Annotated in this window: 18 protein-coding genes and 2 pseudogenes; 10 read left to right on the top strand and 10 right to left on the bottom strand. The window is 73.7% G+C overall.

Annotated elements, in window-relative coordinates; translation table 11 throughout:
- Positions 1-12: 12 nt before the first annotated feature.
- Complete coding sequence (locus I2W78_RS34465) at positions 13-1,590, top strand: GMC family oxidoreductase (RefSeq protein ID WP_196464164.1); 1,578 nt, start codon at positions 13-15, stop codon at positions 1,588-1,590.
- Here I2W78_RS34465 and I2W78_RS34460 read toward each other — a convergent pair.
- The 4 genes from I2W78_RS34460 to I2W78_RS34445 all read right to left on the bottom strand — a co-directional run bounded on the left by I2W78_RS34460 (position 1,562) and on the right by I2W78_RS34445 (position 9,898).
- Complete coding sequence (locus tag I2W78_RS34460) at positions 1,562-6,631, bottom strand: hypothetical protein (RefSeq protein WP_196464163.1); 5,070 nt, start codon at positions 6,629-6,631, stop codon at positions 1,562-1,564. The two genes, I2W78_RS34465 and I2W78_RS34460, sit on opposite strands and share 29 nt — an antisense overlap.
- Before the next feature lie 58 nt (positions 6,632-6,689).
- The gene (locus I2W78_RS34455) at positions 6,690-7,562 is read right to left on the bottom strand and encodes a hypothetical protein (RefSeq protein WP_196464162.1); all 873 of its coding nucleotides are present in this window, start codon (positions 7,560-7,562) and stop codon (positions 6,690-6,692) included.
- 22 nt (positions 7,563-7,584) lie between these two features.
- Positions 7,585-9,111: a hypothetical protein gene (locus I2W78_RS34450; RefSeq protein ID WP_196464161.1), complete on the bottom strand. Its 1,527-nt coding sequence runs from the start codon at positions 9,109-9,111 to the stop codon at positions 7,585-7,587.
- A 91-nt stretch (positions 9,112-9,202) separates the two neighbouring features.
- The gene (locus tag I2W78_RS34445; protein WP_196464160.1) at positions 9,203-9,898 is read right to left on the bottom strand and encodes a GntR family transcriptional regulator; all 696 of its coding nucleotides are present in this window, start codon (positions 9,896-9,898) and stop codon (positions 9,203-9,205) included.
- Between the two features lie 173 nt (positions 9,899-10,071).
- Here I2W78_RS34445 and I2W78_RS34440 point away from each other — a divergent pair, with 173 nt between their 5' ends.
- The 5 genes and pseudogenes from I2W78_RS34440 (at position 10,072) to I2W78_RS34420 (ending at position 14,752) form a co-directional block, all read left to right on the top strand.
- Positions 10,072-11,391, top strand: coding sequence for an MFS transporter (locus I2W78_RS34440; RefSeq protein WP_196464159.1), 1,320 nt, complete (start codon positions 10,072-10,074; stop codon positions 11,389-11,391).
- Positions 11,388-12,209, top strand: a complete 822-nt coding sequence (locus I2W78_RS34435; protein ID WP_196464158.1) for a putative hydro-lyase — start codon at positions 11,388-11,390, stop codon at positions 12,207-12,209. Before I2W78_RS34440 ends, I2W78_RS34435 begins: the two co-directional genes overlap by 4 nt.
- A gap of 16 nt (positions 12,210-12,225) precedes the next feature.
- The gene (locus tag I2W78_RS34430) at positions 12,226-12,984 is read left to right on the top strand and encodes a LamB/YcsF family protein (RefSeq protein ID WP_196464157.1); all 759 of its coding nucleotides are present in this window, start codon (positions 12,226-12,228) and stop codon (positions 12,982-12,984) included.
- A pseudogene (locus I2W78_RS34425) lies at positions 12,981-13,586 on the top strand (5-oxoprolinase subunit B family protein); the annotation flags it as partial. The gene I2W78_RS34430 and the pseudogene I2W78_RS34425, both read left to right, overlap by 4 nt.
- Before the next feature lie 296 nt (positions 13,587-13,882).
- The gene (locus I2W78_RS34420; protein WP_196464156.1) at positions 13,883-14,752 is read left to right on the top strand and encodes a 5-oxoprolinase subunit C family protein; all 870 of its coding nucleotides are present in this window, start codon (positions 13,883-13,885) and stop codon (positions 14,750-14,752) included.
- A gap of 207 nt (positions 14,753-14,959) precedes the next feature.
- On the opposite strand, the pseudogene I2W78_RS34415 reads toward I2W78_RS34420, so the two are convergent.
- The 5 genes and pseudogenes from I2W78_RS34415 to I2W78_RS34395 all read right to left on the bottom strand — a co-directional run.
- Positions 14,960-15,799, bottom strand: a pseudogene (locus I2W78_RS34415) (SGNH/GDSL hydrolase family protein); the annotation flags it as partial.
- A complete protein-coding gene (locus tag I2W78_RS34410; protein WP_196464154.1) occupies positions 15,796-16,959 on the bottom strand; it encodes a glycosyltransferase in 1,164 nt (387 codons plus the stop codon). The pseudogene I2W78_RS34415 and the gene I2W78_RS34410, both read right to left, overlap by 4 nt.
- Positions 16,956-18,083 (bottom strand): glycosyltransferase family 4 protein, encoded by a 1,128-nt coding sequence (locus I2W78_RS34405; protein ID WP_196464153.1) that lies wholly within the window; start codon positions 18,081-18,083, stop codon positions 16,956-16,958. Before I2W78_RS34405 ends, I2W78_RS34410 begins: the two co-directional genes overlap by 4 nt.
- 194 nt (positions 18,084-18,277) lie before the next feature.
- Positions 18,278-19,690 carry a HEAT repeat domain-containing protein gene (locus I2W78_RS34400; RefSeq protein WP_196464152.1) on the bottom strand — a complete coding sequence of 471 codons (1,413 nt, stop codon included), beginning with the start codon at positions 19,688-19,690 and terminating at the stop codon, positions 18,278-18,280.
- A gap of 324 nt (positions 19,691-20,014) precedes the next feature.
- Positions 20,015-20,407, bottom strand: a complete 393-nt coding sequence (locus I2W78_RS34395) for an ankyrin repeat domain-containing protein (protein ID WP_196464151.1) — start codon at positions 20,405-20,407, stop codon at positions 20,015-20,017.
- A 295-nt stretch (positions 20,408-20,702) separates the two neighbouring features.
- Between I2W78_RS34395 and I2W78_RS34390 the strand changes: the two genes are divergently transcribed.
- Positions 20,703-20,897, top strand: a complete 195-nt coding sequence (locus tag I2W78_RS34390; RefSeq protein ID WP_196464150.1) for a hypothetical protein — start codon at positions 20,703-20,705, stop codon at positions 20,895-20,897.
- A gap of 55 nt (positions 20,898-20,952) precedes the next feature.
- Positions 20,953-22,548 (top strand): hypothetical protein, encoded by a 1,596-nt coding sequence (locus I2W78_RS34385; protein ID WP_196464149.1) that lies wholly within the window; start codon positions 20,953-20,955, stop codon positions 22,546-22,548.
- Positions 22,549-22,677: 129 nt separating this feature from the next.
- Here the strand turns inward: I2W78_RS34385 and I2W78_RS34380 are convergent, their stop codons facing one another.
- Positions 22,678-24,177 carry an SCO1417 family MocR-like transcription factor gene (locus I2W78_RS34380; RefSeq protein ID WP_196464148.1) on the bottom strand — a complete coding sequence of 500 codons (1,500 nt, stop codon included), beginning with the start codon at positions 24,175-24,177 and terminating at the stop codon, positions 22,678-22,680.
- A 107-nt stretch (positions 24,178-24,284) separates the two neighbouring features.
- Between I2W78_RS34380 and yczE the strand changes: the two genes are divergently transcribed.
- Together yczE and I2W78_RS34370 are read left to right on the top strand one after the other, a co-directional pair.
- Complete coding sequence (yczE, locus tag I2W78_RS34375; protein ID WP_196464147.1) at positions 24,285-24,932, top strand: membrane protein YczE; 648 nt, start codon at positions 24,285-24,287, stop codon at positions 24,930-24,932.
- The gene (locus tag I2W78_RS34370; RefSeq protein ID WP_196464146.1) at positions 24,929-25,696 is read left to right on the top strand and encodes a glycerophosphodiester phosphodiesterase; all 768 of its coding nucleotides are present in this window, start codon (positions 24,929-24,931) and stop codon (positions 25,694-25,696) included. The genes yczE and I2W78_RS34370 overlap by 4 nt, the downstream gene beginning before the upstream one ends.
- Positions 25,697-25,727: the final 31 nt, after the last annotated feature.

The following is a 25,727-nucleotide window of genomic DNA, read 5'->3' as shown; positions in this document are numbered from 1 at the left end:
GGCCAACAGCTCATGCGCTTCGACGAGTTCGACTATGTGGTGGTCGGCGGCGGCACCGCGGGCAACGTCGTCGCGACCCGGCACTCCGAGGATCCGTCGGTCACCGTGTGCGTGCTGGAGGCCGGACCGAGCGACGTCGGCGACGACGACGTACTGAGACTGGAACGCTGGATGGGCCTGCTGGAGTCCGGCTACGACTGGGACTACCCCGTGGAACCGCAGGCCCGCGGCAACAGCTTTCTGCGCCACGCCCGGGCCAAGGTCCTCGGCGGCTGCTCCTCGCACAACTCCTGCATCGCCTTCTGGGCACCGGCCGAGGACCTCGACGACTGGGCCGCCCAGGGCTGTACGGGGTGGAGCGCGGCCGACCTGTTCCCGCTGTTCCGGCGGCTGGAGAACAACGACGCGCACGGCGACCACCACGGCCGCTCCGGCCCGGTGAGGCTGCGCACGCTCAAGGGCGGCGACCCGTGCGGCACCGCTCTGCTGAAGGCCTGCGAGCAGGCGGGCATCCCGACGGTCCCCTTCAACACGGGACGGACGGTGATCCGGGGCGCCAACTGGTTCCAGATCAACGCCGACGAGAACAACGTCCGCCAGTCGTCCTCCGTGGCGTATCTGCACCCGGTCCTGGGCAAGCGGCCCAACCTGGAGGTACGGACCGGCGTGCGCGCCAAGCGGCTGGTGCTGGACGGGCGGCGGTGTGTGGGCGCCGAGTACCTGGACCCCGACCTCGCGCACACGCGGACGGTACGGGCCCGGCGCGAGGTGATCGTGTCGTGCGGGGCGATCGACTCGCCCAAGCTGCTGATGCTGTCCGGCATCGGGCCCGCCGCGCATCTGCGCGAGGTCGGCGTCGAGGTCGTGGTGGACGCCCCGGGCGTGGGCGAGAACCTCCAGGACCACCCCGAGGGCGTCATCATGTGGGAGGCGCGGCAGCCGATGCCCACGACGTCCAGTCAGTGGTGGGAGGCGGGCATCTTCTACGACACCGAACCGGGCCTGGACCGGCCGGATCTGATGTTCCACTACGGGTCGGTGCCGTTCGACATGAACACGGTTCGATGGGGATATCCGACGGCGGAGAACGCCTTCTGTCTCACCCCGAACGTCACGCGCGCGAAGTCGCGGGGCACGGTACGGCTGCGCACGCGGGACCACCGGGACAAGCCCAAGGTGGATCCGCGGTACTTCACGCACGAGCACGACGTGCGCGTGATGACGTACGGGCTGCGGCTGGCGCGGAGGATCGTCGAACAACCCGCGTTGAGCGGCTGGGCGGGCGCCGAACTCGCGCCCGGGCCGGACGCCAGGACGGATGACGAGCTGCTCGACTACATCCACAAGACGCACAACACCGTCTACCACCCGTCCTGCACGGTGCGGATGGGCGCCGACGACGACCCGTCGGCCCCGCTCGACGCGCGGCTGCGGGTCAAGGGGGTCGAGGGGCTGCGGGTGGCGGACGGGTCGGTGATGCCGGATCTGGTGACCGTCAATCCGTGCATCACGACGATGGTGATCGGCGAGAAGTGCGCGCAGCTGTTGAGCCCCCGCCGCTTCAGGGCGTTGCCGGGGCCGGGCGTTTGAACATTCTCGTCGCCGTGATCTCGCTGTGCACCGACTCTCCCGCCTGGGGCTGCTGCGGCAGCCCCGGACGGAGATGTTCCTCCACGCTGATGTACTTCAGGCCCGCCCGCAGGTCGGCGTCGTTGCGCAGGCGGATGACCAGGGGGAACTCGGCCAGAGCGGTCGTGTCGAACAGGCCCGTGGTGTACAGGAGCTGCACACCCAGCGCGTCCGACACCGCCCGCTGGAGTTCCAGCAGATACGTCGCGTTGGCGCGGCCGATGGGGTTGTCGAGGAAGAGGGTGCCGGCGTGCCGGTGCTTGGCGCGGCCCCGGTCGTTGGAGCGCAGGGCGGCCATCGTGCAGTACAGGGCGATGGCCGCGGTGAGCAGCTGGCCGCCGGAGAACACGTCGCCCATCTGCCCGACGGGCACGCGCTCGGCGCGCAGCACGGCGTCCGGCTTGAGGATCTCGACTGCGACGCCCTTGGGCTGCAGGGCGGCGGCCACGCCTCGCAGCAGCAGGGACATGCCGTCGCGGCGCAGGTCGGAGTTCTTCTTGACGGCGGCCCGGGTCGCCTCGTCGATGACCTCGCCGAGCCGTTCGGTGAGGGTGGCCTGGTCGGGTTCCTCGAAGCGGATCCGCAGGAACTCCTGACCGGACCACTCGCCGAGCCCTTCCGGCAGACGGGAGAGCCGCTGGGCGGACCTGAGCGTGGCCAGCGCCGACTCGACCAACCCGCGCAGTCGGTCCACGATCGAGTCCCGGTTGCGCTCCAGCTGCGCCAACTCGTCGGTGAGGACGCGCAATCGGGGCGCGAAGGCGTCGGCCCACTTCTGCGCGTGCTCGGGCAGCGCGGACGCGGGCAGCTCACGGATCTGCTGGCGGGCGGGGGTGCGGACCTGCTCGTAGCGGGTGGAGTTGGCATGCCGTACGAGGATGTCGCTCGCCTCGCGCACGGCGGCCTCGGCGGCGGACAGGTCGGCGGCGCAGCCGCGCAGCGACCGGCGGGCCTCGGCGGCGGAGTGCCGGGCGTCCTCCGGGCTGCCCGGGTACGGCTCCGGCGCCTCCTGCTCGTCCTCCCCGGCGTGCTCGCGCAGCAGGTCCCGCAGCAGTGCGGCGATCTCGTCGAAGCCGCCGGCCGCGTCCTCGGCGGCGCGGTGCGCGTCGAGCAGCTCGGTGTGTGCCTCGCGGGCCTGGGTCAACGCCTCGGAGCGGGAGGCGAGTTCGGCGGTCGCCGTGCGCAGCAGCGCCTGCGCGTGCTCGGCGTCGCGCGGCTGGAGCTCCTCGGGCAGCTCGGTGTGCGCGTCGCCGTCCTCGGGCGCGTGCCGCTCGGCCTCGCCGCGCAGCCGGCCGAGCTGCTCGCTCGCGCTGGACATCCGGGTCTCCAACAGCTGCACCAGCTCCTCCGCGCGGGCGGCGGCGGCCTGCCGGGACGGGCCGTCGGACCCGTCGGGGGACTGCAGCAGCTGCTCCGCGCGCGTACGGACCTTGTTGCTCAGCCGGTCCAGCTCCGCGCGCGCCGCGCTCTCGTCGCTCTCCGCCCGCGCCTGCTCGGCCCGCAGATCGGCGCCGACGCCGACCTTCTCGTACACCTGGGATGCCGCCCGGTACGCCTCCCGCAGGGCGGGCAGCGACGCCTTGGGCGCGTCCGCGTCGTCTTCGGGTACGTCGTCGGGGGCGCCGGCGATCTCGGAGCGCTCGGCGCGCAGCGCACGCGCGGTGCGGCGGGCGTCGTCGGCGGCGCGCTGGGCGGCGCGCCGGTCCTCGTCGGCGGCGCGGGCCCGCTCCAGGCAGGCCTGGGCGCGGGCCTCGGACTCGGTGGCCTCGTCGGCGAGTTCACGCAGGCGGACCTGCCAGCCGGACCGCTCCCGCAGCCGGAACGCGAGCCCGGCGAGGGCGTCGGCGGAGCGGCGGGCCTTCTGCGCGGCCTCCTGCCGCTCCTCGCGCGCCTGCGCGGCCTCCGCGGCTGCCTCCTCGGCCTCGGCCCGGACGGTCCGCGCCTCGGCCAGCTCGGCCTCGGCCTCCTCGGCGAACGCGCGAGTCTCCCGCGCGGTGCGCGCCAGCTCCACCAGCCGCCCGGCCGGACAGCCCGTACGCCACGAGGCGAGCCGCGCGGCCAGCTCGCGGTCCTTGCCGAGCCGGGCCGCGAGCCTGCGGATCTCCTCGTCCCGCTCGGTCGCCCGCGCGCGCAACGCCTGCCGTTCCTCGTCGGCGGCGTGCTCGTCGTGCATGGCGGGGTTCGGCGGTACGAGGAAGACGTCGCCGTCGCTCTCGGCGTCCGGGGCGGGGGTGGGTGCGAGCAGGGCGGCGGCCGTACCGACCGCGACGGCGGAGCGGGGCAGCAGCGCGGCGTCGCTGAGCGCCTCCCGGGCGCGTGCGTGCGAGGCCGGGTCGGTGATGATCACACCGTCCACGAGTTCGGGCCGGGCGGCCAGTACGCGCGCGTGGTCGGCGGGGTCGACGGCCTGCGCGAGGTAGCGCCAGCCGGGCAGGGCGGGGATGCCGTGCTCGCCGAGGAACTCCACGGTGGCCAGCACGTCCGGGCCAGGCGGCAGCAGGCCTCCGTCGCCGAGCGCGCCCAGGATGCGGGCGTCGTCGGCGGCGACGGTCCGCAGCTCGAACAGCTGGCGCTCGGCCGAGGAGACGGCGCCGTCGAGCAGCTCGCGCAACTCGTCTGCGAAGCGGTCGAGGTCCTCGGGGGTGAGGGGGCTCTCGGTGCGGGGGCGCGCGGCCCGCGCGCGGGTGTCGGCCGCGCCGGTGGCGTGGTCTGCGGCGCGCTCTTGCCCGGCCTGGCCGTCGGCGGGGGCCGCCGTGTTCTCCGGGCCCCGACGCCCCGCTGTGCCGTCGTCCGCAGCGTCGACGCCCGTGCGGGGCGCCGGCACACCGGCGCCTGCCATGCCACCGGGACCGGTGCCGACGCCGGAGCCGGTGCCCATGCCGGAGCCAGAGCCGGAGCCAGAGCCGACCCCGGAGCCGGAGCTGACGCCCGAGCCGGTGCCCATGCCGGAGCCAGAGCCGACCCCGAAGCCCGAGCCGACGCCCATGCCGGAGCCAGAGCCGACCCCGAAGCCCGAGCCGGTGCCCATGCCGGAGCCAGAGCCGACCCCGAAGCCCGAGCCGACGCCCGAGCCGGTGCCGGTTCCGACGCCAGAGCCAGAGCCGACGCCCATGGCGGAGCCGGTGCCGACGCCAGAGCCGGTGCCCATGCCCGAGCCGGTGGGCAGGCTGAGCAGTTCCGCCAGGCGCTCCTCCGCCGCCAGTGCCTCGGCCGTCCGCCGCTCGCCGTCGTACGCCCGCTCCGCCGCGGTCGCCGCGTCCGCCGCGCGGGCGGCCGTCAGCTCGGCCCGGGACTCGGCGGACGCCGCCTCGCGCGCGTGCTCGCTTGCCCGGCGGGACGCCTCCCGGGCCGTGTCCCAGGCGGCCACCGCCGACTTCTCCGCGTCGCTCGCCGCGAGGGCGGCACGGGCCGGGTCGGCGTCGGGCGCGCTGTCGTCGAGCCAGCCCGCGCGCACCGCCTCGGCGGTCTCCTGCTCGACCTCGGTGAGGCGCTGCCGCAGGTGCCCGGCCTCGCTGCGGGCCCGCTGCGCCTCCGTGGCGGCGGTGGTGGAGTCCCGGTACGCGCAGTCGCTGACCTCCTGGAGTGCGGCGGACCGCTCCTCCCCCTCGTTCGCGAGCGCCTCGGCGCTCTCCGCCGCCGCGTGCAGGGCTCGTACGAGATCCACGGCGGCCCTGGTCCGGGCCGCGAGCGCGGGAGCCGCGTCCCGTTCGGCCTCCTGGATCGCGGCGGCCACGCGCGCGACCCGGTCGGCGGCGGCGCGGTGGCGGAGCACCGCCTCGGCGGCCTGCCAGGCCGAGTGCAGGGTGCGCGCGTCGGCGAGCTCACGCTTCTGCGCGGCCGCCGACTTCTCGGCCGCGGCGAGCGCCAACGAGGCGTGCCGGTAGGCGAGTTCCGCGGTGATCAGGGCGCTGCGCTCCCGGGCCGACTCGGCGTGGGTCACGGCGTAGGCGGCGGCCGTGACCCGCTGCGCGAGGTCGGCGGCCCGCACCCGCTCCTGGGCGCCCCGCGCGGACAGCCGCCGGGCCAGCGTGCGCGTCCGCCGCTCGGCCCCGGCGTGGATGTCACGCGCGCGTGCACGGGCCTCGGCGGCCTCCACGATCCGCCCGAGCAGGTCGACCGACCCGGCGGTGAAGTCCCGCTCGGCGATCAGCTCGGCGCGCCTGCCCAGCTTGTTGCCGAAGCCGCTGACGAGATCGGCGAGCCCGTCGGTGTCCCGCGTGTCGGTGACGGCGCGCAGCAGCAGGTCGGTGAAGTCGGAGTCCTTCTTGACCGCGAAGAGACCGGCTGCCTCACCCTCGTCGGCGTTCATCTCCCGCTGATAGCGGAAGAGTTCGGGGTCGAGGCCGAGGTCGCCGAGGTGCTCGGTCCACCGTTCGTGGATCTCCTCCCAGTGCACTTCGAGGTGCGGGTACGCCTTGCCCGCCTCGGTCAGCGCGTCCCGGAACCCCTTCATGGTGCGCCGCCGCCCCTGCGCCCCCGACTGGCCCTCCACGGGCGGCCGTACGACGGTGGACTCGGCGACGGGCAGGTTGTCCAGGGTCAGCCCGGGGCCGGGCCGGAAGGAGTACCAGGCCTCGGCGAACTTCCGTGGGTCGTTGGAGACCTGACGTCCGCGCCACTCGCTCACCTTGCCGACGACGACACACTCGCCGGTCAGGACGTGCTGCCATTCCAGCGCGACGTGCCCGCAGTCGTCCGCGAGCAGGAACTTGCGCAGCACACCGGAGCTGGCGCCGCCCAGCGTGTTCCGGTGTCCCGGCAGCATCACCGAGAAGATCAGCTTGAGCAGTACGGACTTGCCGCCGCCGTTCTCCAGGAAGAGCACCCCGGCGGGCGCGGGCCGGCGCGGCGGGCCGACCGGCTCCTCCTCGAAGAACTCCGCCTGCGTCGGCGCGGGGTCGGGCACGGGCTCGCCCACACCGCGCAGGTCAAGCACGGTGTCGGCGTAGCGCGCACCGGCGGGCCCGATGGAGTAGAGGCGGACCCGGGACAGCTCGTACATGGCGGACTCTCGTAAGTCTTGGGCAGATCGGGGACGTTCAGGCGGAGGACAGGGAAGCTCAGGCGGAGTGGAACGGCAGTCCGGCGTCGGCCACCAGCTCCAGGTCGTCGCCGTCCTCCGGGGGCAGCAGCGTCGGCGTGCCGTCGGTCACCGGGACGACCCCCAGCTCCAGCAGTTCGGCCATGGCCGCGCTGCCGGCCATGTCACGGACCTGGAGCTGGTAGCGGGCGGTCGTGCGATAGGTGCCGCCGTTGTCGTCGCCCGTGCGCTGCAGGAACCCTGAGTCGGTGAGGAAGGCCACGGCCTTGCCGACGATGCCGGTCGTGGACCCGGCGAGTCGGCGCGCGTCCTTCGTGGCACCGGTGGCGCTGCGTCTCACCCAGATCCGCCAGGCGGCCTCCAGCCCGGGCGCGTCGGTCGCGGGGTCGGTGTTCTCCCCCTGCTCGGCGGCCCGCTCCTCCAGCCGCCGGCAGGCCTGCCGGACGAAGGCGTCGACGCCGTTGACCGTCACACGGCCGATGTACCCGTCGTCGGCGAGGTCCTCGGGGCGCGGGAACGCCATGGCGGCGACGGCGAGATGGGCGAGCCCGTGCAGGAACCGGTCGCCGGAGTCGGCGGCCGTTCGCCGCGCGTAGTCGCCCATCCGCACGGCGAACACGGAGTCCTCGGCGGCGGTCACCGCCATCCCCGCGCGCGGGGACACCTCCAGTACGACCAGGCCCAGCCCGGCGGCCACGGCGTCCGCGAGCCGCGCGAACGCCGGGTCCTCCCGGTACCGCCGCAGCAGGTCGGCGTACTCCTGGTCGCGCGCGGGGAGCAGCTTCGGCTGCAACCCGAACGCGACGAGCCGGGCCGCGTCGGCGGCGTCTGCGGGGGTGACGGCCGCACTGCCCGGCGTCCCGGCGCCCTCCGGCTCAACGTGCTCGCTCACGACTGCAACTCCTCCGAGATCATCACGCGGCCTCCGTCCGGTCCGCTGTCATCCCCGCCGCGTCCAGCAGGGCCGTGCCGACGATCAGGTCGGCCCCGCCGAACTCGGGATCGTCCAGCTCCGTCCCGTCGTCCACGGAGAACAACAACTTCTCCTCCCCCTGCCGATAGGCCGTCCCCACCGGCGGACTGGCCGCGTGGACCGCCATCAACGCCACCAGGTACGGCAGGTCGGGGTCGATCCGGCGGGCCTGGGCCAGCAGCCCCGACAGCCGTCTCGGTGCGTCCGCCGGCAGGTCCAGCAGCGCGTTCGCCGCGGCCAACTGCTCCTCGCTGAAGCGGCTGTCGTCCGGCGTGGCGATCAGGTCCGGCTCGGGCATCTCCGCCCCGAGGTGCTCGCGCTCCACCGGCGGAGTCAGCAGTATGTCGACCAGGTCCCCGACCCGGACGGACACCGGCGTGCGCAGTCCGGTCCCCCGGGCGAAGAAGGCGTCCGTGACGCGGATCGCCTGCTCCAGCGGCAGCGGAAGCACCGGCGCGACCAGATGCCCGTACAGGTCTGTCCCGGCCGTGGTCATCGGCGTCGCGAAGGCCTGCCGGTCCTGCTCGGCCCGGAACAGCGGTCCGGCTTCCAGCAGTCGCGACTGCAACTGTGTGTGCCGGCGGATGCAGTCCTTGACGATGTCGACCAGTTCGGCGGCCCGCCGCTTGTGCTCGGGGTCCTCGGACTCGTCCCGGGCCTTGCGGATGTTGGTGAGGATGGCGTTCTCGTGCCGGTACCGGTCGGCGACGTGGTCGAGCGCCTCGGCGATCATGTCGGGCACGGTGCTGAGCCAGTCCACCGCGCGGACGTTGCGCCGGGTCGCCTCCAGTGCCCGGCGGAGCGTCTCCGAGTACTGCACGGTCCGGTAGCGCGCCTGCTCGGCCGCCAGTTGGGCGTCCGCGAGCCGGCCGCGGTTGATCAGCACCTCCAGCTTGACCTCGGCCGCGATCTGGGCGCTGGTGACATCGGTGTCGAGGGCGCCGACGAGGACGTTCACCGCCTCGTCGGTCGTCCGGAGGTAGACGCTGCCGCCGGGGCCGGGCACCTCCTCGATCAGCTTGAAGTCGTAGTCCCGCCGGACATATGCGCCATCCGGGGCGAATGTGCCGTAAACCGCTCGGAATCCGCGGTCCACGCTCCCGACGTTGATGAGGTTCTCCAGCACCCAGCGCGCGACGCGCTCGTGCTCGGCGGCCGGTCGCCGCGGCGCCTGCGCCGCGATGCGCGGGACGAGCCGGGCCACTACCTGGTCGTGGTCGGCGCCGGTGTCGAAGTCCATGTTCAGCGTGACCAGGTCGATCGCGGCCAGGGCGACCTCGGCCATGCCGTACACCGAGTACTCGCCCGCGAGGTTGGCCTTGCGCGCGTCGAGGTCGTGCAGCGGCGCCGTGCAGGCGAGCGCGCGCAGCCGCCGCGCCAGTCCCTCGTCGGCGGCCGGGCCCGGGGCAGGGCGCGGCCCCGCGCTGAACTGGGGCGGAACACTGTCCGTCGATGCAGGCGAAGTCACGGTGCACAGATTAGGTCCTCGGTCTGACAACGACCCAAACGACGCAGATGCCGCCCCACGTCACGACGGTCGCACCGAGCCCGAGGAAGCCCTACGCGTCGTCGCCCACCCGCCGCCGGTAGACCTCCACGACACGCTTCAGGGAGTCGTCGAGGTACACCTCCAGCAGCCGCTCCGCCTCGCCCCTGTCGCCCGCCTCAAGGGCTTGGAGGATCTGGCGGTTGCGTGTGAGATACGGCTCGTGCAGCCGGTGCGGGTCGTCCACGACGTGGAAGGCGAGCCGAAGTTCGGCGAAGACGCTGCGCATCAGCTCGTCGGTGCGTTCACTGCCGGCAAGGGCGACGAGCTCGCGATGGAAGTGGATGTTGGCTGTGCCCAGGCCCTTCCAGTCCTGCTCGACGGCCGCCCGCTGCCCTTCCGTCACGGCCGACGCGAGCGCGTCGAGCGCGTACGGCGGCTCGCCGAGCCCTCGCACGACGGCGCACTCGACCAGGCGGCGGGTGCGGTAGATGTCCTCGACGTCCTCCACGGCCAGAACCCGGACGAAGACACCCCGGTTCAGCTCGTGCACCAGCAGGCGTTCATGAGTGAGCAGCCGGAACGCCTCGCGCAACGTGTTGCGGGAAACGCCGAGCGCCCCGCCGATGCTGTCCTCCGACAGCCGCGTCCCGGGCGGGAAGTACCCCTCGGCGATCCGGCTCCTGAGGATGTCCGAGACCCGCTCGGCGGTGCTGGTGCGCCCCAGGAGGGCCCGGTCGTCCGCCAGTCCCGTCAGCTGCTCTGCCATGCCCGGAATTCAATCGCAGATACAAGAACGAAACAACATGAGTATTGAGGGATCGTTCAACGATCCTCTACCTTGCTACGAACGGCGCCGCCCCCCTCACCGCGGCGCCGCCCAGCTTCCGCACGGCACGGCTCAGTCCGCAGCACCCTCCGTCCTCCCACTGCGAGGTGCACATGAGCACGACCCCTCCACCGCAGGCCCTGACCACCGACGCCCGCCCGGGAAATGGTGAACAAGCCGACGGCGACGGCGCGTTCGGCTGGCTGCGCGCCCTCGGCCCGCGCGGCCGCCGCGCCTTCGCGGGCGCGTTCGGCGGCTATGCGCTGGACTCGTACGACTACTTCACGCTCCCGCTGAGCATGGTCGCGCTGGCCGCGTACTTCGGCCTGGACAGCGGCCAGACCGGCCTGTTCACCACCGTCACGCTCGTCGTGTCCGCGATCGGCGGCGCCCTCGCGGGCGTGCTGGCGGACCGGATCGGCCGGGTGAAGGCGCTGATGATCACGGTCATCACGTACGCCGTCTTCACCGTGGCCTGCGGTTTCGCACCAAACTACGAGACACTTCTGGTCTTCCGGGCCCTTCAGGGCCTGGGCTTCGGCGGCGAGTGGGCGGTCGGCGCGATCCTGGTCGCCGAGTACGCGAGCGCCAAGCACCGGGGCCGCACCCTCGGGGTGATCCAGAGTTCGTGGGCCGTCGGCTGGGCCCTCGCCGCGATCGTGTACACGCTGGTGTTCTCGTTCCTCGACGAGGGCCTGGCCTGGCGGGTGATGTTCTGGACCGGCGCGCTGCCCGCGCTGCTGGTCATCTGGATGCGGCGCCGCGTGCACGACGCTCCCGAAGCGGCCGCGGCACGGGAGAAGAGCTCCCAAAAGGGTTCATTCGCCGCCATCTTCAAGCGGGGCACCGCCGAGGCGCCGGGCCTGCTGCGCACCACGCTCTTCGCCGTGCTGCTCTCGACCGGCGTCCAGGGCGGCTACTACACGCTGGCGACCTGGGTGCCGACGTACCTGAAGACGGAGCGTGGACTGTCCGTCGTCGGCACCGGCGGCTATCTGACCTTCCTGATCTCCGGCGCCTTCATCGGCTACCTGACGGGCGGTTACCTCACCGACCGGCTGGGCCGGCGGCGCAACATCTGGCTGTTCGCCCTGCTGTCGGCGGTCTGCATCCTGGCGTACGCCAACATTCCCAGCGGCGCCAACACCCTCGTGCTCGTGCTGGGTTTCCCGCTCGGCTTCTGCATGTCGGCCATCTTCAGCGGCTTCGGGTCGTTCCTGAGCGAGCTGTACCCGACCGCCGTGCGCGGTACGGGGCAGGGCTTCACCTACAACACCGGTCGTGCCGTCGGCGCGGTCTTCCCGACCACCGTCGGCTTCCTGGCGGACAGTTGGGGTGTGGGCGGCGCGCTGGTCTTCGGCGCCATCGGCTACGGTCTCGCCGCGCTGGCGCTGCTGGGCCTGCCGGAGACCCGGGGGAAGGAGCTGGTGTGAACCGCATCGACGACCATCCCCTGACCCTCGTCGACGAGCACGCGCACGCGTGGACCCCGTCAGCGGCCCGGTCCCGTTTCCGCGCGGGACTGACCGGCCCCACGGCCGGGGTCGCGGCGGGCCACACCCAGGTGAACCTGATCGCGGTGCCCGCCGACTGGGCCTACGACATGCTGCTGTTCTGCCAGCGCAACCCCAAGCCCTGCCCGGTGCTCGACGTGACGGACGCCGGTTCCTGGACCACCGTGCTCGCGCCCGGCGCCGACCTGCGCACCGATCTGCCGCGCTACCGGGTGTGGCGGGACGGCGAGTTGGTGGACGAGCCGACGGATGTGCTCGGGCACTGGCGGGACGACCTGGTGTCGTTCCTGATCGGCTGCAGCTTCACCTTCGAGTGGGCGCTGGCCGACGCGGGTGTACCGCTGCGCCATGTCGAGCAGGGACGGAACGTGCCGATGTACGTCACGAGCCGTCAGTGCCGTCCGGCGGGGCGACTGCACGGGCCGATGGTGGTGTCCATGCGCCCGGTGCCGCCGGCGCGTCTGGCGGCGGCGATCCGGGAGAGCAGTCTGCTCCCGGCGGTGCACGGCAGCCCGGTGCACTGCGGTGACCCGTCCGCGCTCGGCATCGACGACCTCGCCCGGCCCGACTTCGGCGATCCGGTTTCCGCCGAACCGGACGACATCCCGGTGTTCTGGGCCTGCGGAGTGACCCCGCAGGCGGCGGTGATGGCCTCCCGCCCGCCGTTCGCCCTCACCCACGCACCGGGCCAGATGTTCCTCACCGACGCCCGCGACGAGCAGTACCGCGTGGCCTGAGCAGCGAAGGGGACCCATGACCGCGATCGATCTGAACGCCGACCTCGGCGAGGGCTTCGGCCGCTGGCAGCTGACCGACGACGAGCAACTGCTGTCCGTCGTCACCAGCGCCAACGTGGCCTGCGGCTTCCACGCCGGGGACGCGGCCACCATGCGGCGGGTGTGCGAGCTGGCTGCCGCGCGCGGGGTGACGATCGGCGCGCAGGTCTCCTACCGCGACCTGGCCGGTTTCGGGCGGCGCGCGATGGACGTGCCGCCCGCCGAACTGGCGGCCGAGGTGGCCTACCAGATCGGTGCCCTGGAGGTGTTCGCGCGCGCGGCCGGGGCCCGGGTGGCGTACGTCAAGCCGCACGGCGCCCTCTACAACCGCGTGGTGCACGACGAGGAGCAGGCCGGTGCGGTCGTCGACGGTGTGCTCCTCGCCGACGGCGCGCTGCCCGTGCTGGGGCTGCCCGGCTCACGGCTGCTTGCACTGGCCGCCGAAGCGGGGCTCCCGGCCGTCCCGGAGGCGTTCGCCGACCGCGCGTACAGCGACGAGGGCACCCTGGTGCCGCGCGGGCGGGAGGGCGCCGTCGTGACCGATCCCGAGGCCGTCGTGGAACGGTCCGTGAGCCTGGCCCGATCCGGGACAGTCGTGTCCCACACCGGGGCCCGGATCGACGTACGCGCGCGTTCCCTCTGTCTGCACGGGGACACGCCCGGCGCGGTGGAGCTGGCCCGGCGGGTGCGGCGGCGGCTCGAGGTGGCCGGTGTCCGGGTGGAGGCCTTCGCATGAGGGTGCTGCCGGTCGGCGACAGCGCCCTGCTCGTTGAGGTGTCCTCCGGCGACGAGGCTCAGGCGCTGCACGCGGAGTTGCTGCGCCGCCGCGCCGAGGGGTCGATCGCGGTCCGCGAGATCGTGCCCGCGGCCCGAACCGTCCTCCTCGACGGCCTGACCGACCCGGTCCGTCTGGCATCCGAACTGACCGCCACCGATGTGCCACCCGCTCCCCCGCGCGCGGGTGAGGTCGTCGAACTCCCCGTGCGCTACGACGGCCCCGACCTGGCGGACGTCGCCGCCCTGTGGGGCGTGACCGAGCAGGAGGTGGCCCGCGTCCACGCGGGCACCGAGTTCCGCGTCGCCTTCTGCGGGTTCGCCCCCGGCTTCGGCTACCTCACCGGCCTGCCGCCGCGCTACGACGTCCCCCGCAGGGCCACACCGCGCACCGCCGTCCCGGCCGGCTCGGTGGCGCTGGCCGGCCCGTACACCGGCGTGTACCCGCACACGTCGCCCGGCGGCTGGCAGCTGATCGGCACCACGGACGCCGTGCTGTGGGACCACACGCGCGCGCCCGCCGCCCTGCTGTCGCCGGGCACACGCGTGCGGTTCGTTCCGGTGGACGCCGACCCCCGGGACCCGGCAGGCACCGACCCCCAGGACCCGGCGGGCACCGACCTCCAGGACCCGGCGGGCACCGCTCCCCGGGACCCGGCGGGCACCGCTCCCCGGGACCTGGTGGACGCCGATCGCCAGGACCTGGCAGGCGTCGATCCCCAGGACCCGGCAGGCACCGACCCTCGGGGCCCGGCAGGCACCGACCCCCAGGACCTGGCAGGCGTCGATCCCCAGGACCCGGCAGGCACCGACCCCCAGGACCCGGTGGACGCCGATCCCCGCCGCCCGGTGGGGCGCTCATGACGGACCGTGCGCTCGCCGTCGTCCGGGCCGGGGCGCTGACCACCGTGCAGGACCGGGGCCGCCCCGGGCACGCCCATCTCGGCGTGCCACGCTCCGGGGCGCTCGACGCTCCTGCGGCGGCACTCGTCAACCGGCTGGTCGGCAATCAGCCCGAAGCGGCCGTGCTGGAGACCACTCTCAACGGCTGCGCGGTGCGGCCCCGTTCCACGGTCACCGCGGCCGTCGCGGGCGCGCCCTGCCGGGTCACGGTCGACGGCCGCCCGGTCGCCTGGGGCGCGCCGGTGCGGGTGCCCGCGGGGGCGGTCCTGGACGTCGGCGCGGCGGTCCGCGGGGCGCGGAGCTATGTGGCCGTCTCCGGCGGCATCGCCGTGGAGCCGGTGCTCGGCAGCCGCTCCACCGACCTGCTGTCGGGGCTCGGCCCGGCGCCGCTCACGGACGGCGCGGTGCTCCCCTTGGGGCGAGTCGTCGGCCCCCACGCGCGCGTGGACGTCGCCCCGCAGCCGGCGCCGCCGGCCGAGCTGGTGCTGCGGGTGACGCTCGGGCCCCGCGACGACTGGTTCACGCGGGAGGCCGTACGGACGTTCACGTCCCGCACGTACCGCGTGTCCGCCGCGAGCAACCGCATCGGGCTGCGCACCGAAGGACCCGCCCTGGAGCGGGCCCGCCCGGGCGAACTCCCCAGCGAGGGCGTGGTCCTGGGCGCGGTCCAGGTCCCGCCCGACGGCCGGCCGGTCGTCTTCCTCGCCGACCATCCGACCACCGGCGGCTACCCGGTCCTCGCGGTCGTCCGGGAGACCGACCTTCCGGCGGCCGCACAGGCGGTGCCGGGGACACCGGTCCGTTTCGTGGCGGTACGTCGTCGTTGACGCACCGTGGTGTCCCCGTCGAGCACGTCAGCCCTACGCCGCCTCCGGCTCCGGCTGCGGCTCGGCCAGTGAACGCTGCTCCACCACCGAACACTGCTCCGCCACTGACCGCTGCTCCGCCACTGACCGCTGCTCAGCCACCGACCGCTGGCCCGGCATCGACAGCCCCTCCGGCAGAACGAGCCTGCCCGCCTCCGGGCGCTGCCCGGGCTTCGGCTCCGGCACCGACAGCGCCGCCAGCGCCATCGACACGGCGCTCGCAGCCCGCAGGTCGAGCCGGGCGCTGGTGCCGCGCGCGCGGTGCCGTATCTCCACGGCGGCGAGGCGCATCAGCTGGGGCAGCAGGTCGTTGCACCGGCGCACCACCCAGGCGGTGCCCGCGGTGGCCAGCCACAGCAGGCTCGCCGACCTGGTGGGGGGCGGGAACTCGGGCTCGGCGACGGGCGCTGTGCCCGTGGCGATCCCGGCGTCCGTCAGCAGCTCGTGGAACCGGATCGCCAACTGCCGGTGCCCCCGCTCCCCGGGGTGCAGCCGGTCCGAGCTCCACATGGCCCGGTCGTCGACCCAGTCACCCTCGGCGGCGTGCAGGTGCACGGCCCCGTACCGCTCGGAGAGCGCGTGGACCACGGTGTTCACCGCGCGCTGCCGCCGGGCCAGCGGGTTGGCCAGCACGCCCGGCAGCCCGAGCATCGAGCCCGGGTCGGGCAGGCAGGCGGTGAGCACGGCCGTGCCCTGCCGGGTGAAGGCCGCGTACACCCTGTCGAGGCGTTCGGCGATGTGGTGGATGTCGAACGTGCGGCGCAGCGTGTCGTTGACGCCGACCAGGACGGACGCGACGTCCGGTCGCAGGGCCAGCGCGGCGGGCAGCTGGGTCTCCAGCACATCGCGGGTCTGGGCCCCGCTGACCGCGAGGTTGGTGAACGCGGCGGGCGGTTCGGACAGGCCGCCGGCGAGCAGCGCGGCCCAGCCGCGCCACCCATTCCCCACGGGATCGCCCACCCCCTCGGTGAGCGAATCCCCGAGGGCCACGTATCGGACGGCTCTCATGCCGCGCCCTCCGCACGGACGAAGGGGCGCTTGGGAACCGCCGCGTCGTGCGCGGTGAGGAAGGCGTCCACCGCCGTACCCCAGCCGAAGCACTCCGCACGCGCGCGTGCGGCCTCCCGGCGCTCGCGCTCGGGACGGTCGAGGAGCATCTCCACGGCGTCCGCGAAGGCGTCCCCGTTGTCCGCGGCGGTGGCCCCGGCGGATCCGATCACCTCCGGCAGCGCGGAGGAGGCGCTCGCGACGACGGGCGTGCCGCAGGCCATGGCCTCCAGCGCGGCGAGCCCGAACGTCTCGGCCGGCCCGGGGGCCAGGCACACGTCGGCGGTGGCCTGGAGCGCGCCGAGCAGGCTGCGGTCGGCGACATGCCCGAGGAAGGTCACCGGCAGGTCGCGCTCCTGCGCCCGCTTCTCCAGGCCCGCGCGCAGCGGCCCGTTTCCGGCGACGACGAGCACCGCGCGCACGCCGCGCTGGCGCAGCGACTCCAGGGCGTCCAGGGCGGTGCCGGGCCGCTTCTCCACGGACAGCCGGGAGCACATCACGAGTAGCTTCTCGTCCGCCCGCGCGTGGGTGTCGCGCAGTGCCGCGTCGCGCAGGGTGGGGCGCCGGTTCATCAGGTCGACGCCCAGGGGCGCCCGTACGACGTTGCGGGCGCCGATCCGGACGAACTCCCGCTCGGCGAACTCGGTGGTGCACAGGACCTTGGAGTAGGTGTGGGCCGTGCGGACGTTGAGGGCGTCGGCGGCGCGCCGGGAGAGGTTCTCCGACAGGCCCCAGGTGCGCAGCACGCCGTCGGCGGTCTCGTGGGAGACCATCACGGCGGGCACCCGGTGGCGCCGCGCCCACTTGCCCGTCCACCTCAGGGTCGTACGGTCGGAGACCTCCAGGCGGTCCGGGCCCAGCTCCTCCAGGAGGGCGGCGACGCGGCGCTTGTCGATGAGCACGCGGTAGCCGCCGGTGCCGGGCAGCACCGGTCCGGGCAGGGTGATCACCCGGCCCTGCTCGGTGTCCCGGTCGCTGTACTTCTCGCCCGGCACGATCAGGACGGGGTCGTGGCCCGCGACCTTGAAACCCTTGCCCAACTCGCGCAGCGCGGTGCGCAGGCCGCCGGATGCGGGGGCGACGAAGTTCGCGAGCCGGACGATGCGCAGGGAGGTGTTCATGCCGCCACCGCCGGCTTGCGCGCGTCGAGGACGGCCTCGTAGTGCGCGATGAGCTGGTCGCCGACGGCGGCCCAGGTGCGGCCCTCCACGGTGGCGCGGGCGGTGGCCCCGAAGGCGGTGCGCAGCGCGGGGTCGGCGGCCAGGGCCGCGACGGCGTCCCGGACGGCGTCCGCGTCGCGCGGCGGCACGAGGAACCCGGTGCGGCCGTGGTCGACCAGGTCCATGGGACCGCCGGCGGCGGGCGCGACCACGGGGACTCCGCTGGCCATGGCCTCCTGCACGGTCTGGCAGAAGGTCTCGAAGGGGCCGGTGTGCGCGAAGACGTCCAGCGAGGCGAAGATCCGGGCGAGTTCGTCGCCGGTGCGGCGGCCCAGGAAGACCGCGCCTGGCAGCGCCTCGACCAGGCCGGGCTGGCTCGGCCCGTCGCCGACGACCACCACGCGCACGCCGGGCATGGCGCAGACGCCGGAGAGCAGCTCGACGTGCTTCTCGGGCGCGAGCCGCCCGACATAGCCGACGATCAGCTCGCCGTTCGGGGCGAGTTCCCGGCGCAGCGCGTCGTCCCGCAGCTCGGGGCGGAAGCGCACGGTGTCGACACCGCGCTGCCACAGGTGCACCCGGGGCACGCCGTGTGCCTCCAGGTCACCCTGGGAGGCGCTGGACGGGGCCAGGGTGCGGTCGGCGGCGGCGTGCACGGAGCGGATACGCCGCCAGGCCGCGGCCTCACCGGCGCCGACGTAGGTGCGGGCGTATCCGGCCAGGTCGGTCTGGTACACGGCGATGGCCGGGATGCCGAGCCGGGCGGCGGCGGCCATGCCGCGGACGCCGAGGATGAAGGGGCTGGCCAGGTGCACGATGTCGGGCTGGTGCGAGAGCAGCGCGGCGGCGAGGCGCCGACTGGGCAGGGCGACACGGACCTGGGGATAGCCCGGGAGCGGGAGGGACGGGATGTGGACGACGGGGCACGGCGCGAGGGCGCCCGCCTTGTTGCCCGGAGCGGGAGCCGGTGCGACGACGAGGGGCGCGTGACCGCGATCGACGAGGTGTCGGGCGGTCTGGAGCGCGCAGTGGGCCACGCCGTTCACATCGGGGGGAAAGGATTCGGTCACGATGACGACACGCATAGGGCTGTTGTCGCCACGCTGGACGTGGCCGCGTCAACGTCGATCTTTCCGAACGGGGAACGATCCATGAGCGTTGCGCTGCGCACCCGGGTATGTCGGTCCACGGCCATGCACCTCTGACCCCGGAGTCACCCAATGTTCACCCAACGGGTACTCCGGCCCCCTGTCACCCGGCGGGTGGGTGAGGGTGGCGTTCACATGGCGTCGGGCCCGATCCGGCTGCGTACCGCCGTCTGGACCTCCGCCTCCTCGGCGGGGTCGGAGGCGAGCCGGCGCAGTTGCTCGACGACGCGGGCGTCGCCGGTCTCGGCGTGCCGGGCGGCGAGCTCCCGAGTGGTCTCCTCGCAGTCCCAGAGGCACTCGACGGCGAACCCGGAGGGGAACGAGGGATCGGTGGCGGCGAGGGCACGGGCTGCCCTGCCGCGCAGATGGGACGAGGCGGTCTCGCGGTAGACGTGGCGCAAAACCGGTGCGGCGCAGCCGATGCCGAGCCGTCCGGCGCCGTCGACGAGGGTCCACAGGGTCGCCGCGTCGGGTCCTTCGCCCCGCACGACCTCTCGGAGCGCGCCGAGCACCAGGTCGCTGTCCTTGGCGCCGCCCCGGCAGGCCAGCATGCGCCCCGCGGCGGCGCCCAGCGGATCGGGGCGGCGGGCCCAGCCGCGCGCCCGCTCCACGGCTGCCACACTGCGCATCCGTTCGAAGGCGTCGACGGCGGCCTCCACGACCGGCGCCGGGCCGGTGACGACGGCCGCCTCGATCAGGTCGAGGGCGGCGGGATCGTTGCTGTCGGCGAGATAGCGCAGCGCGGTGCAGCGGGCGCCCTCGGTGCCGTCCTGGGCGGCCTGGACGATTTCGGGCCGGTCCTCGGGACCTGCGACGGCGATGAGACAACGGGCGGCGGGGACATGCAGCGCCGCACCGCGTTCGACGCCCTGCTGGGCCCACTCGAACACGGCCTGCACGCTCCACCCCGGACGGGGCCCGGTTGGTCGCATCTGCCGCTGCCAGCGGTCGAAGCAGCCGGCCTCCTGGGCGGCACGCACGCGCGTGCCGATCGATTGGCGCGGGTCCTCGGCCCACAGCCGCCAGGGCCTCGGTTCGAAGGCGTCCCGCACGGCGGCGGCCAGCTCGGCCTCGCCCTCGGCGTCGGCCGGGAAACGGGCCAGCACGGGCGCGGCCAGGGCGCGCAGCCCGGCGTCGTCGTCGCGGAGGGCGAGTTCGTCCAGGGCCCAGGCCCAGTTGGAGCCGTGGGCGGCGTACCTGCGCAGCAGTTCGAGCGCGTCGCGCCTGCCGTAGGAGGCGAGGTGGCCGAGGACGGCGAGGGCGAGCCCGGTGCGGGACTCGTCGGTGTCGACGAGGTCCTCGGGGTCGAAGAGGTGCGCCTCGATCGCGTCCAGCTCGCCGTTCAGGTCGAGGTAGAGGCGGGCGTAGTACAGGGAGCGGTTCTCCACCTGCCAGTCGTGGCGGGGGTCGCGCAGCACACAGTGGTTCAGGGCCGCGAGCGCCTCGGGGCGGGGGGCGGTGAGCGCGTGCAGCGTACCGTCGCCGCGGCCCCGCTGAAGCAGGCCGAGCAGCGTACCGCTGGGCGCTATGACCGGATCGAACATGGGAAACAGCCTCACATCAAGCGTCGACGCAACCGGGAAACGTGCTCTACCTGGCCGCGTGACAACACGTCGGGGCGCCCGCCGTCTTCTGCTTGCTGTAGACCATCTTCCTCTGCCTCTCGTCGGTGGCCCATGCGGGCCGCATCACGGCCCGCGCGGTGCGGCAACACCTGCCCAGCCATCGCGTCCGTGAATCACGACGTCATGATGACCCGGCACTTCTCGATGCCGCGACCGAAATTTCCGGCGGCCTCTTACCGCCTCCCCCGTTTTCCGTGTCGTACCTGACCAGCAAGCCGTTTCTACCTGATCAGGGCATTCGGATCAGTGTGCGCCGAACAGTTCCAGCAGTTCCGTTTTGCCGAACATCCGAGCGGTGTCGACGGCCGACGGGGTGCCCGCGGCCGGGTCGGCGCCGCCTTCCAGCAGGGCCTTGATCACTTCTTCCTCACCCTTGAAGACCGCCCCTGCGAGGGGCGTCTGACCTCGGTCGTTGACCCGGTCCGCCGCGGCACCCCGGGCGAGCAGCGCCCGCACCGTCTCGGCGTGCCCGTGATAGGCGGCGAGCATCACGAGGGAGTCGCCGCGGTCGTTGGTGAGGTTGGCCGGAACGCCCGCGTCCACGTACGCCACGAGCGCCTCGGTCTGCCCCTGCCGGGCCAGATCGAAGATCTTGGTCGCGAGCTCCACGACCTCGGGGTCAGGGGCTTCAGTCATCGGCCGGACCGCCTCTCACTACACACGAGTACGAACTACACCTAACCGCACTGCTGGGCCCTATGGGTGAATCGCCAGCGTACTGGCTGCGCGGGGACATGACGGGCCACAGCCGAGGCAAAGATCACCAATGCGGCCGCCGGGCGCAAGCTCCGCGCGCCCCGAGACATCCGCGACTCAGCCGTCCGGACGAAATCCACCGGATTTCACCCAGTTGCACCTTTTATCGTATGGATACATCCTGTGAGCCTGGAAGTACTCATGGTGACTGTCCCCCTCGACACCAGGAGACCTCATGATTCTGTCCATCTCAGGCGTCGTCCTGCTCGGCATCGTCGTCCTCATCTTCTGCCGCAAGGACGGACTCAAGTCGTCCCACGCGCTGATCGCGGCCCTGTTCGGCTTCTACCTGGCGAGCACGGCCGTCGCCCCGAGCATCAAGGCCGGCGGCGAGAGCCTGGCGAGCCTGCTGGGCGGTCTGAAGTTCTGACGCCGCAGCCGCCCGGACCCACCACCCCGCCCACCCGCACCTTCAGGAGACACCCGTGGCCCGGCGCCCCCTCCCCCGCATTCTGAGCAACGGCGGCGCACAGCTCGCCCGGAGCCGGGATCTGGCCCGGACGGCGGCCGACAGCGCCACCGACGTCCTCCAACCGCTGATCACGATCATGCGAGGCCTGCGCCGACTGGCGGCGGCCGGGCGGCGCAGGTGGGCGGACACCCCCAAGGACAAGCGTGGTCCACTGCTGTTCCTGGTGGCCTCGGTGCTCCTCGTCGTGGCGCTCGCGCCGTACGGACCGCTGCTCGCCGTCATCGCGCTGATGGCGGCGGCGGCCTGGCAGGGCCGCGACCGCACCCCGCCGACCCCCGAGGGCCCCGACGAGACCCAGACGCAGCGCCTGCAGTCGCTGTACGAGGCGCTGGTCCCGTTCTTCTCCACCACCGAGGACCCGGCACCGCTGTACACCCACGGCGGGGAGTGGGAGAAGGCCTTCCCGGAGTACGAGTTCGACGCCACGGGCCGGTTCGCGCACCTGGTGATCCGGTACCCGGCGTACTTCCCGGACGGCGAGCCGGAGGCACGCGCGCGTGTCGAGCATCTGCTGACGGCCAAGGCGGGCCGTGGCCGCGAGTACCACTTCGCGTGGGACGAGGAGGGCAACCAGCTCACGGTCACGGTCCTCGCGGCACTGCCCACCGACATCGCCGCCCAGCGCTTCGTGACGGCACCCGGTGAGACGGTCCTGGGCTTCACCGACGCGAGCGCGGTCCAGCGCACGCTGCCGGTCACCCACGGCGAGCAGGAGCGCGACGTACCGCCCGTCGTGTGGCGCACGGGCGTCCGCTCCACCGAGCCGCACCTGCTGGCCGTCGGCCAGCCGGGCAGCGGGACGTCGACCCTGCTGCGCTCGGTGGCGCTCCAGGCCCTGCAGTACGGCGACGTCCTCATCGTCGAGGGCGGCGGCACCGGCGAGTACGCCTGTTTGACCGGGCGGGACGGTGTCCTTGCCGTCGAGTGCGCGCTGGCCGGGGCGCTGGCGAGCCTGGAGTGGGCCGCGACCGAGACGGAGCGCCGGCTGATCGCCGTCAACCGCGCCCGGCAGGCGGGTCATCCGCCGCCGGAGGACACCCAGCGGCCGCTGTGGATCCTGCTGGACCGCCCGACAGCGCTGGCCCACGTGGCCGCCGCCGACGGCCACAAGGACCCTCAGTCCCTCCTCCAGGTACCGCTCCGGCACGGCCGCGCGGCGAACGTGACGGTGGTGGTGGCCGAACAGTTCGACAGCCTGGACGTCCTGAGCGACCCCGTACGCCAGCACACCCGCGCGCGGGTGGTCCTCGGCCCGGCCACGGGCGAACAGCTCACGACGATCCTCGGCGCACCCCCGCACACCACGCCGGTCGCGCACGTCCCACCCGGCCGCGGCTACGCCCGCCTGGGCACCGGCCCGGTCCTGCGCCTCCAGGTCCCGGCGACCCCGGACCCGTACGACGAAGCCACCAGCGACGCCCACCGCCAGGCGGTACTCGATCTGCTCCCGCCCCGCACGACCCCGGCGGACGCGGACCCGGACCGGGTCCCGGCGGCAGCCGAACCGGAGCCGGTCCCGGCGGAGGCAGCGGTGGCGGAGAGTTCCTGAAGCGGCGGCGAGGCTCCTGAGACGGCAGCGAGAGCCCCTGAAGCGGCGGCGAGGCTCCCGGAGGCGGCAGCGATAGCCCCTGAAGAGAGCTCCCGTAGCGATAGCGGGAGCTCGCGCCCGGAGTCGCCGCTACGCCACGAACGTCCGCGGCGCCTCCGCCCCCACCGTCCCCCCGCTCCTCACCAACCGCGCCGCCGCGGCCAGCCGTACCGCGGCCTCCTCCGCCACCGCGCCCCCCACGGTGAACGGCAGCCGCACGTACCCCTCGAAGGCGCCGTCGACACCGAAGCGCGGGCCGGACGGGACCCGCACCCCCACCCGCTCCCCCGCCTCCGCGAGCCGCGAGCCCGACAGTCCCCCGGTCCGCACCCACAGCGTGAGCCCGCCGCGCGGTACCTCGAACTCCCAGTCCGGCAGCTCCCGGCGCACCGCGGCGACCAGCGCGTCCCGGTTGTCCCGCGCCTGCCCGCGCCGCAGGTCCACGGCCTGCTCCCAGCCCCCGGTGCCGAACAGCCAGTGCACGGCGAGCTGCTCCAGCACCGGCGTGCCCAGGTCGGCGTACGCGCGCGCGGCGACCAGGCTGCGGATGACGTCCGGCGCGGCCCGCACCCAGCCGATGCGCATCCCGGCCCAGAAGGCCTTGCTGGCGGAACCGACGGTGATGACGGTGGACCCGGCCGGGTCGAAGGCGGACACCGGACGCGGCATCTCCACATCCGGGTCCAGCCACAGCTCGTTCATCGTCTCGTCGGCGACGATCACGGTCCCCGCCGACCGGGCCGCCTCGACCAGCCGCCGGCGCTGGTCGTCGTCGGCGAGCGCGCCGGTCGGGTTGTGGAAGTCGGCGACGACGTAGGCGATGCGCGGCGCGGCGTCCCGCAGCACCTGCCGCCAGCGGTCCATGTCCCACCCGGCGAGCCCGTCGGCCATCGCCACGGGCACCAGCCGGGCGCCCGCCTCCCGCATCAACTGCAGGATGTTGGCGTACGACGGCGACTCGACGGCGATGCGCTCGCCACGGCCCGCGAAGAGGTGACAGATGGCGTCGATGGCGCCCATCGCACCGGTCGTCACCATGATCTGTTCCGGCATGGTGGGGATCCCGCGCGCGGTGTAGCGCTCGGCGAGCATCGAGCGCAGGGCGGGCAGTCCGGCCGGGTAGTCGCCGTGCGTGTGCGCGTACGGCGCCAGCTCCTCCAGGGCGCCCTGGACCGCGCGGGTGAGCCAGGGCTCGGGCGCGGGCAGCGCCGCGCAACCGAGGTCGATCATCGAGCCGAGTGCCTCGGGCGGCAGCGGCTCCAGCCCGCGCGCGGGGAGCGGGTTTCCGGCCGGTACGGCGGTCCAACTGCCCGCGCCGCGCCGGGACTCCAGGAATCCCTCGGTGCGCAGCGCCTCGTACGCGGCCGCGACCGTCGTACGGCTGACGGACAGGGCGAGCGCGAGCTCCCGCTCGGCGGGCAGCCGCGCGGCCACCGGCACCCGCCCTTCGAGGACCAGCAGCCGGATGCCGTCGGCGAGCGCGCGATAGGCGGGCGGGCGGCGCGAACCCGGGCCCGCCGGGCGGTCCTGCTGCGACTTGAGCTGCCGGGCCAGCTGTGCCGCACCCACCGCCGAGGTCCACTGCCCCATTTCGATCAGTCCACCTTCCCCGAATTGGCCATGGAGGGCTTTGCTTCCCAAGCCACAGAGTGTCATGCATCAGGCCACTACCACCACCAGGGGGGCACGTCTTGTCCATGCAGGGGCATCTCATACGCCGGTTGATCCAGCTCTACGCCGGCCTCTCGCTGTACGGCGCGAGCTCGGCGCTCCTGGTGAAGTCGGGACTCGGCCTGGAGCCCTGGAACGTGCTGCACCAGGGACTGGCCGAGCGCACGGGCCTGAGCATCGGCACGGTGCTGATCATCGTGGGGGCGGCCGTGCTCCTGCTGTGGATCCCGCTGCGCCAGCGCCCCGGCCTCGGGACGGTCTCCAACGTCATCGTGATCGGCGTCGTGATGGACGGCGCGCTGGCGGTGCTGCCCGAGGCGCACACCCTGCCCGTGCAGGTCCCGCTGATGCTGGCGGGCGTCGTTCTCAACGGCGTCGCCACCGGCCTCTACATCGCCGCGCGGTTCGGTCCCGGTCCGCGCGACGGGCTGATGACGGGGCTGCACCGGCGCACCGGCCGCTCGATCCGGCTGATCCGGACCGCCGTCGAGGTCGCGGTCGTCGTGACCGGCTTCCTGCTGGGCGGCACCATCGGCGTCGGCACCCTGCTGTACGCGGTGTCGATCGGCCCGCTCGCCCAGCTGTTCCTGCGGGTGTTCGCCGTCCCCACGGCATCCGGCGTCAGTACCGTCGTTGCCACCGGTCAACCCCGGCGCGCGATACTGCGTCCGTGAGCACGCGCATACGCCATCCGTATCTGGACCACCCCGGCCCGATCGCCTTCGCCCACCGAGGCGGTGCGGCGGACGGTCTGGAGAACACCGTGCTGCAGTTCCGGCGCGCGGTGGAGATGGGCTACCGATACATCGAGACGGACGTCCACGCCACGCGGGACGGACGGATCGTCGCCTTCCACGACGCGACCCTGGACCGGGTGACCGACGGGGCGGGCCGGATCGCCGACCTGCCCTGGGACGACGTACGGCACGCGCGCGTGGCGGGCATCGAGCCGGTGCCGCTCTTCGAGGAGCTCCTCGAGACCTTCCCCGACGTGCGCTGGAACGTCGATCTGAAGGCCGAGCCGGCCCTCCACCCCTTCCTGGAGCTGATCGAACGCACCGACACCTGGGACCGGATCTGCGTCGGCTCCTTCTCCGAGGCCCGGGTCATCCGCGCCCAGCGCCTGGCGGGGCCTCGCCTGGCGACGTCGTACGGCACACGGGGCGTGCTCAACCTGCGGCTGCGCTCCTGGGGCGTGCCGGCCGCGCTGCGCCGCTCCGCGGTCGCCGCGCAGGTGCCCGAGACGCAGTCCGGCATCCAGGTGGTGGACCGGCGCTTCGTGCGGGCCGCCCACGCGCGCGGGTTGCAGGTGCATGTGTGGACGATCAACGAGGCGGAGAAGATGCACCGGCTCCTGGACCTGGGCGTCGATGGCATCATGACCGATCACATCGACACGCTGCGCAAGGTCATGGAGGACCGGGGCGTCTGGGTCTGACGCCCCGGGCAGCGCCCCGCGCACGGCACTT

Source organism: Streptomyces spinoverrucosus, assembly GCF_015712165.1.
In the GTDB taxonomy this organism is placed as follows: Bacteria; Actinomycetota; Actinomycetes; order Streptomycetales; family Streptomycetaceae; genus Streptomyces; species Streptomyces spinoverrucosus_A.
Note: the sequence above shows the minus strand (reverse complement) of the source record. Positions and strands in the feature narration are given on the sequence as shown.